The sequence below is a fragment of the Pigmentiphaga humi genome (genome assembly GCF_900606115.1).
In the GTDB taxonomy this organism is placed as follows: domain Bacteria; phylum Pseudomonadota; class Gammaproteobacteria; order Burkholderiales; family Burkholderiaceae_B; genus Pigmentiphaga; species Pigmentiphaga humi.
In genome coordinates, this window is sequence record NZ_UWPJ01000014.1 from 185203 (window position 1) to 192590 (window position 7388).

The window sequence follows — 7388 nt, forward strand, 5'->3', positions numbered from 1 at the left end:
ATCCGCTGCGCCCTGGGTCTAGGGGCGCCAAGGGCTGGCGAAGATCGGTGTGGCAGCGGCGCTGGCCAGCAGAGTCCGCCGTGCGCGGGGCCGTTTGCAGAGACGAACCGCTATTCGGCACTATCCGTGTTCCTGTTGCGCAAGACCAGGATCTCGCCCTGCCTGGCATCCGTCAGCAGATACAGCTCTCCGGCAGGTCCCATTACGACGTTGCGGATGCGCTGGCCGCGATCCACCAGCAGGCGTTCTTCGCGCACCACCTTGCCGCCTTCCAATTGCAAGCGTATAAGCGCCTGACCGCTGAGCGCGCCGGTGAACAGACTGCCTGTCCACGACCCGATGGCCCGGCTGGTATAGAACGCCAGGCCGCTGGGGGATACCGACGGCACCCAGCTGTGGATGGGTGGCTCGAAGCCGGCCGGCGACGCCTCCTCGCCGATCTTCCCGCCGCCGTACTCTTCGCCGTAGGTATAGCGCGGCCAGCCGTAGTTCTTGCCGGCGCGCACGATGTTGAGTTCGTCGCCGCCCTGCGGGCCGTGCTCCACGATCCACAGCTCGCCCGTGCGCGGATGCAGCGCCGCGCCCTGGGGATTGCGGTGCCCCAGCGACCAGATCTCGGGCAGCGCCTGTTTGTCGCGGAAGGGATTGTCGGGCGGCACGCTGCCGTCGTCGTTGACCCGCACCACCTTGCCGTGGTGCGTATTCAGCCCCTGCGCATCCGGCCTCGTCTTGCGGCTTGAGCGTTCTCCGAGGGTGATGAGCAGCTTGCCGTCGCGCGCGAACACCAGGCGCGAACCGAAATGCGCCGTGCTGGCGAACTTGGGCGCCTGCCGGAACACGACCGTGGCGTCGGCGAACCGCCATTGCTCGCCTTCCCGGACCAGCTTGCCGCGCGCCACGGCCGTGCTGTTGCCGCCCTCGCCCGCTTCGGCATAGCTCAGGTACACCCAGCCGTTGCGCGCGAAATCCGGATGCAGCGCGACGTCCAGCAGGCCTCCCTGGCCGCGCGCATCCACCTTGGGCGTGCCAGCGACGGGGGCGGACAGCTGTCCCCGCCCGGACACCACGCGCAAGCGGCCGGGCCGCTCCGTCACCAACGCGCCGCCGCCGGGCAGCAGCGCCAATCCCCAGGGGTGCTCCAGGCCGTCGGCCCAGGTCGACAGCGTGACGCCGGCGGGCAGTCCCGCCTGCTCCATGGGCACATCCTTGCCCGGCCGCGCCGGCTGTCCCGCCGCGGCGGCCGATCCGGCCAGGAAAACCGCCACGCCCCAGCCCATCCATCGCATCGATCGCCTCATGCCGTTCTCCTTGCCCGCGAATAGGTCTTGACCCGCCAATCGGCCGCTGCGTTCCCGCAAGTCAGGCCCAGGCTAGATCCGCGACCGCGCCCACTCCTGGTTGCGCAACATGGTGGGCAGCAGCTGGTTGACCATCTCGGCGGTGGTCATGCGCTCGGCGCGCGTGGATACGCTCATCGCGGCCACCGTGGCGCCCTGCTTGTTGTAGATCGGGATGGCGATGGAGCGCACGCCCAGTTCGATCTCCTCATCGCAAGCCGCGTACCCGATGCGCCGGCACTCGTCGATCAGGCCCGCCAGGCCGTCCAGCGTCACCACCGTATGGCGGGTATAGGGTTCCATGGCCGCCGAGGCGACCAGCGCGCGCCATTCGTCGTCGCGCAGCGCCGCCATCAGCACGCGGCCGCCGGAGGAACAGAACAATGGCAGGTGCGATCCCATGACCAGCCCCACGCGCATGGTGCGGCGGGCCGTGGCGCGCGCCGCGATGGCCACGCGGTTGCCGTCGAGCACGCACAGGGAGCCCGATTCGCGGGTGCGCTCGGTCAGGGCATCGAGCGCGGGCTGCAGCATGCGCGGCAGGCGGGTCGATGCCGCATAGGCATACGCCACGCGCAGCGCCCCGTGGCTGAGCCAATATTGCTTGCCGTCGGTCTGCGCATAGCCCAGTTCGCACAGCGTCAGCAGGCATCGGCGCGCGGCGGCCGGGGAGATCCCTACCCGCAAGGCCGCCTCGGTCGGCGTCATGCGGCCGTGCGCGGAATCGAAGGCTTCGATCAGCTGCAGTCCCTTGACCAATCCGCCCATCCTGTCCCGCGACCGTGCCGGCCGCGGCGCGGCATCCCGCGACTCATCGTGCGCCATCGTTTTCCTTGCCCATAGAGCCGGTGCCGACGCCGGCCGTCCATGCATTGTGCCAGCCAGCTTAACGCGGTTTCTGCGCTATGCGCAGCAAGGCCTTTAGCCGGACCCTCCGCGGCGGCACACTGGCAGACATGGCGCATGCAGTTCCGCAAGTGCCCAACCCGTCACCGCGATCCACCATGAATCCCGATCCCTGTTCCCTTTCCGCCTCGCCGCCGCGGTCCTGGCCGAGCGAAGGCTACACCCGGGCCCCCTATTGGGCCTACCGCGATCCCGACATCTATGCGCGCGAACAGGCGCGCATCTTCCGCGGCAAGTCCTGGCACTACCTGGGCCTGGAAGCCGAGGTGCCCGAACCCGGCTGCTACAAGACCACCTACATCGGCGAAGCCTCGGTCCTGCTGACGCGCGCCGAAGACGGCTCCCTGCACGCCATGCTCAATCGCTGCGCGCACCGCGGCAACATGGTCATGCGCGAGGCCTTCGGCAAGGCCAGGAAACTGTACTGCGTCTACCACGCCTGGAGCTTCACGCTGGAAGGCGACCTGGCCCGCGCCGCCTTCCAGCACGGCCTGCGCGGCGAGGGCGGCCTGCCCAAGGATTTCGACACCGCGCAACATGGCTTGCGCAAGCTGCGCGTGAATACCCTGTGCGGCCTGGTGTTCGCCACCTTCTCCGACGAGGTCGAACCCCTGGAGGAATGGCTGGGCGACGTCGCCGCGGGCATCCGCCGCGTGCTGCGCAAGCCGCTCAAGGTGCTCGGCTACGACACCCAGCGCATCCACGCCAACTGGAAGGCCTACCACGAGAACCCGCGCGATTCCTACCACGCCAACATCCTGCACACCTTCTACGGCACCTTCGGCCTGTCGCGCCAATCGCAGGAATCCGGGATGATCCTGGACGCCTCCGGCCGCCACGTGTACTTCTACACCAAGGCCGGCACCGAAAAAGAAAGCAGCGACTACAAGGAGACCTCCTCCAGCCTGCGCTCGGTCAACGACGGCCTCCGGCTCGAAGACCCCGGCATCCTCAAGTGGACGGACGAATTCCAGGACGGCATCAGCGTCCAGATCCTCACCGCCTACCCCGGCTTCGTCCTGCACCAGATCGCCAACAGCCTGGCCACGCGCCAGTTGCTGCCCAAGGGTCCGGGCCAGGCCGACCTGGTCTGGACCTACTTCGGCTTCGCCGACGACGACGAGCAGATGACCCGCACCCGCCTGGCCCAGGCCAACCTGGCCGGCTCTGCCGGCATGATCTCGGTCGAGGATGCCGCCGTCTGCGAAATGATGATGCGCGCCATGGGCGACGCCCAGGAGGGCGAGTCCTACATCGAAATGGGCGGACGCGACCTCGACGGCGGCGGCGCGACCAAGCTGTCCGAGCGCGCCATCCGCAACTTCTGGCACAACTACCGCCTGGACATGGAGCTGTGACGATGGCCGCCCTGCCCCACGACACCCACTACCGCGCCGTCGAGAACCTCCTGTACGAGTGGGCGCGCGCCATCGACGAGAACCGCATCGAGGCGATCTGCAACCTGCTGCTGCCCGACGGACGCTATACCGTCACCTCCCGCTTCAACCGCGACCGCGGGCTGCCGCTGGCGGTGATCGATGCGCACGGCGCGGCCCAGTTGCGCGACCGGATCAAATCGATGCGCATCGCCAACGTCTACGAGCCGCACCACTACCGCCACATTCTGTCCGGCATCCAGATCGTCGGCGAGGCCGGCGGCTGCCTGGAAGTGCGCTCCAACTTCCTGGTCGTGCGCACCATGGACCTGGATGGCGACATGGCGATCTACGCGTCCGGCCAGGTATGCGACAGCGTGGACGTCTCGGGTGAACAGCCCCGCTTCAGGCGGCGCGAATTCATTTACGACTCCCGTGTCATCGAGACCCTGATGGTCATCCCGCTCTAACGACGCGCACCGCGCGACGCAGGCCGGACGCAGCCCATGCCGCGTCCGGCCGCCTGCATTGAGAGGCCGCCCAAGCAGCCCCCTAACAACAACCGGAGACAAGCCATGCCCATTCCCCACGCAGTCCGCGCCTTTGCCCTGCCCTTGTGCGCCGCCCTGTTCGCCGGGCCGGCGCAGGCCGACACCTATCCCAGCAAACCGCTGCGCCTGATCGTGCCCTATCCCGCCGGCGGCTACTTCGATCTGATCGGCCGCTCCGTGGGCACGCGCATGGGGCAATTGCTGCACCAGACCGTCGTCGTGGAAAACCGTCCGGGCGCGAACGGCGTCATCGGCGCCCAGGCCGTCGCCGTCGCGGACCCCGACGGCTACACCCTGCTGCTGGGCGGCATCGGCCCCAACGCCACCAACGTGGCGATGTACAACAAGCTGCGCTACGACCTGCGCAAGGACTTCGTCCGCATCATCCACATCGTCAACTCGCCCTGTATCCTGGTCGTCAATCCCTCGCTGCCGGTCCGATCGGTGGCCGACCTGCTCGCCCTGGTGCGCGAGAAGCCCGGCACCATCCCCTACGCGTCCGCCGGCGTCGGCAGCAGCCAGCACCTGTTCGGCGAACTTTTCCTCAGCGCCACCCAGACGCGGATGATGCATGTGCCCTACCAGGGCAGCAACCCATCGGTCGCGGCCTTGCTGTCGGGCGAAGTCCCCGTATCTTTCGGCATCGCCAGCGACGTGATCGAGCACGTGCGCTCAGGGCGCCTGCGTGCCCTCGCCACGACGGGTGAACAGCGCATCCAGGAACTGCCCGAGGTCCCCACCATGAAGGAACTGGGCGTGCCCGTGGTGGCCAACGGCTGGTTCGGACTGTATGCGCCGGCCGGCACCCCGCCCGGCATCATCGAAACCCTGCACCAGCAGGCGCACGCCGCGCTCCAGGATCCCTCGGTCCGCACCCGGATCAGCGCGCACGGAGCAGCCGAGGTGATCGCGGCCGGCCCGCAGGCCTTGCAAGCGCTGCAGGACGCGGAAATCGCCCGCTGGCAGCGGGTCGCCAAGGAAAACGGCATCTCGGCGCAGTAAAGATCAAAGCTCGCCCGCATCGCGGACTCTTAAGCACGCAGTCAAACATCCACTCAAAGGAGATGAAATGGATCGGCTCGCATTCAAGCGCTACATCACCACCGTACTTCCCATGCACCGGGACGGAGAAATCGACGAACATGCCTGGCGGCAGTTGCTTCGCTACTTTCTCAAAGACCGCAGGATGGCGAAGCACGGCGGACTGTGCATCAATCCCGAAGCAGGAGAAATCTTCTATTTGAGCCGCGAGGAAAGGCGCCGCGTTCTCGAGATAGCGATGGAAGAAATCGACGGCAAGGTTCCCGTTGCCTGCGGGGTATTCGGCCTGACGACGAAGGAAACCGTCGAATCCGCCCAGGACGCCAAGGCCCTGGGCGCGCAGGTGCTCTTCGTGTTCCCTCCGCAGGGAGCGATCGACGTGGGAACGGCATGGAATCCCACCGAATATCCGGAAGTCTGGACGGACATGCTCAACGCCATCGCCCGCGCGACGGACCTGCCCATGATCGCGCATCCGACCGCATCGGGTTCCCCGCCGCTGTACGGACAGGGAATCCCGCTCAATGCCGCGCTGCGCTTTTGCCGCGACGTGCCCAGCCTCGTCGGCTGGAAGATGCTGTATCCCTACCCCGGCTACAGGACCGTGGCCCATGCTCTGAGGCAGCTCGACCGTCCGGTTGCCGTGCTGAGCGCCTTGGGCAACTACTTCCATGAGTACCGCGCGATGGGCATATCCGACGGGACGATGAGCGGCTACTGGAACTATGCGCTGGAACCCATGCTGGATCACATGGAAGCCTGGGACGAAGGCAATGCGGAAAAGGCCGCGAAGATCTGGAACGGCAGCTTGCTGCAATTGCAGGAAGCGGTAAGCGACCGAAGCCGGCTGCATATCCGATACAAGGTGGCGACCTGGCTGCGCGGCCTCATTCCCACGCCCTATATGCGCGCCCCCCTTCCCGTTCCGCGCCAGCAAGAGATCGACATGCTCCACGCCGCGCTCCAAGCGTCGGGACTATCCGTGATCGACAAGTCCGAGACCCAATTGGGCCTGCGATGAAGCAGCCGGCGCGCCGCGAAATGAGCAACGAATACGTCAAACACCCGAGACACATGAAGATGGCATACCAACCCTCCAGAACATCAGCAAGCCCGCGCACGTCGACGACCAGGCGCCTCCTGCTGACCCTTGCGGCCACGGTCGCATGCGGCACGGCCATGGCGCAGAGCTACCCGAATCGGCCGATCAGGCTCGTCATTCCGTTTCCGCCCGGAGGCGGCACGGACGTCATGGCCCGCATGGTTGCCCAAAAGCTGCAGGGAGCAATCGGACAGGCAGTGGTCGTGGAGAACAAGGCGGGCGGGGACACCATCATCGCCGCCCAGCACGTAGCCCGTGCGCAGCCGGACGGCTACACCCTGCTCATGGCGCACTTTTCCACCATGGCGCTCAATCCCGCGCTCTACCCCAAGCTTCCGTATGACCCGATCAAGGACTTCGCGCCGATCTCCCAATTGACCTATACCTCCATAGGTATTATTGCGAGGGCCGACGCTCCCTACAAATCCGTGCGTGAACTGGTCGATTATGCAAAAGCAAACCCGGGCAAGCTCAGCTACGGCAGTTCCCTGCTGGTCACGAAACTCTTCGCGGAATCGTTCAAGGCCGCGGCCGGAATCGACGTGCTGGAGGTGCCTTACCGCGGCTCCGGCCAGATTCTTACCGCCCTGCTAGCCGGCGACGTCAACCTTTCCGTGGCGGACCTTTCGCAGTACGTTCCCCATGTACAGCAGGGCACGCTCCGGGTTCTCGCCACATCCGGCGCCACGCGCTTTCCGCAGCTGCCGCAGACGCCGACCATCGGCGAAAGCGGGTTCAAGGATACCGAGCTGAGCACCTGGTTCGGCCTGTTCGCCCCTGCCGGGACGCCTCCTGCCATCATCCAGCGCTTGAATGCCGAGGTCGTCAAGATCCTGAAAGACCCGCAAACGGTCAAAGAGATGCAGGACAACCTCGGCTACGATGCAACGCCGACCACGCCGGAACAACTGGAAGCGCTGGTCAAAGCGGACATGAAAAGGTGGGGGCCCGAGGTTCGGAAATATGCGACGCCGGCTCAATAGTCGCGTATAAAGCAAAACCCCCGGCCGGGATTACCGGTCGGGGGTTTTAGGAGAGGGTAGCTTGACGATGACCTACTTTCACAGACGTCCGT

The 7388-nt window shown here is 66.3% G+C and carries 7 protein-coding genes; 5 read left to right on the forward strand and 2 right to left on the reverse strand.

The genetic code is table 11. The features are described from left to right. Positions 1–110 precede the first annotated feature (110 nt). Together PIGHUM_RS08205 and PIGHUM_RS08210 are read right to left on the reverse strand one after the other, a co-directional pair. Positions 111–1298, reverse strand: coding sequence for a PQQ-dependent sugar dehydrogenase (locus PIGHUM_RS08205; protein ID WP_124079027.1), 1188 nt, complete (start codon positions 1296–1298; stop codon positions 111–113). A 72-nt stretch (positions 1299–1370) separates the two neighbouring features. Continuing rightward, a complete protein-coding gene (locus PIGHUM_RS08210; RefSeq protein WP_160142204.1) occupies positions 1371–2162 on the reverse strand; it encodes an IclR family transcriptional regulator domain-containing protein in 792 nt (263 codons plus the stop codon). A 179-nt stretch (positions 2163–2341) separates the two neighbouring features. Here PIGHUM_RS08210 and PIGHUM_RS08215 point away from each other — a divergent pair, with 179 nt between their 5' ends. The 5 genes from PIGHUM_RS08215 to PIGHUM_RS08235 all read left to right on the forward strand — a co-directional run bounded on the left by PIGHUM_RS08215 (position 2342) and on the right by PIGHUM_RS08235 (position 7296). After that, a complete protein-coding gene (locus tag PIGHUM_RS08215) occupies positions 2342–3601 on the forward strand; it encodes an aromatic ring-hydroxylating oxygenase subunit alpha (protein ID WP_124079031.1) in 1260 nt (419 codons plus the stop codon). A 2-nt stretch (positions 3602–3603) separates the two neighbouring features. Further along, on the forward strand, positions 3604–4089 hold the full coding sequence (locus tag PIGHUM_RS08220) for an aromatic-ring-hydroxylating dioxygenase subunit beta (protein ID WP_124079034.1): 486 nt from the start codon (positions 3604–3606) through the stop codon (positions 4087–4089). Positions 4090–4194: 105 nt separating this feature from the next. Then, positions 4195–5172, forward strand: coding sequence for a Bug family tripartite tricarboxylate transporter substrate binding protein (locus tag PIGHUM_RS08225; protein ID WP_160142205.1), 978 nt, complete (start codon positions 4195–4197; stop codon positions 5170–5172). Positions 5173–5239: 67 nt separating this feature from the next. Continuing rightward, positions 5240–6232 carry a dihydrodipicolinate synthase family protein gene (locus PIGHUM_RS08230; protein ID WP_124079038.1) on the forward strand — a complete coding sequence of 331 codons (993 nt, stop codon included), beginning with the start codon at positions 5240–5242 and terminating at the stop codon, positions 6230–6232. A 20-nt stretch (positions 6233–6252) separates the two neighbouring features. After that, positions 6253–7296: a Bug family tripartite tricarboxylate transporter substrate binding protein gene (locus PIGHUM_RS08235; RefSeq protein ID WP_160142206.1), complete on the forward strand. Its 1044-nt coding sequence runs from the start codon at positions 6253–6255 to the stop codon at positions 7294–7296. Positions 7297–7388 lie beyond the last annotated feature (92 nt).

Excerpts from the sequence above, each read along its gene's own strand:
- PIGHUM_RS08205 (WP_124079027.1), bottom strand. The coding sequence starts at position 1,298 with ATGAGGCGATCGATGCGATGGATGGGCTGGGGCGTGGCGGTTTTCCTG.
- PIGHUM_RS08210 (WP_160142204.1), bottom strand. The coding sequence starts at position 2,162 with ATGGCGCACGATGAGTCGCGGGATGCCGCGCCGCGGCCGGCACGGTCG.
- PIGHUM_RS08215 (WP_124079031.1), top strand. The coding sequence starts at position 2,342 with ATGAATCCCGATCCCTGTTCCCTTTCCGCCTCGCCGCCGCGGTCCTGG.
- PIGHUM_RS08220 (WP_124079034.1), top strand. The coding sequence starts at position 3,604 with ATGGCCGCCCTGCCCCACGACACCCACTACCGCGCCGTCGAGAACCTC.
- PIGHUM_RS08225 (WP_160142205.1), top strand. The coding sequence starts at position 4,195 with ATGCCCATTCCCCACGCAGTCCGCGCCTTTGCCCTGCCCTTGTGCGCC.
- PIGHUM_RS08230 (WP_124079038.1), top strand. The coding sequence starts at position 5,240 with ATGGATCGGCTCGCATTCAAGCGCTACATCACCACCGTACTTCCCATG.
- PIGHUM_RS08235 (WP_160142206.1), top strand. The coding sequence starts at position 6,253 with ATGAGCAACGAATACGTCAAACACCCGAGACACATGAAGATGGCATAC.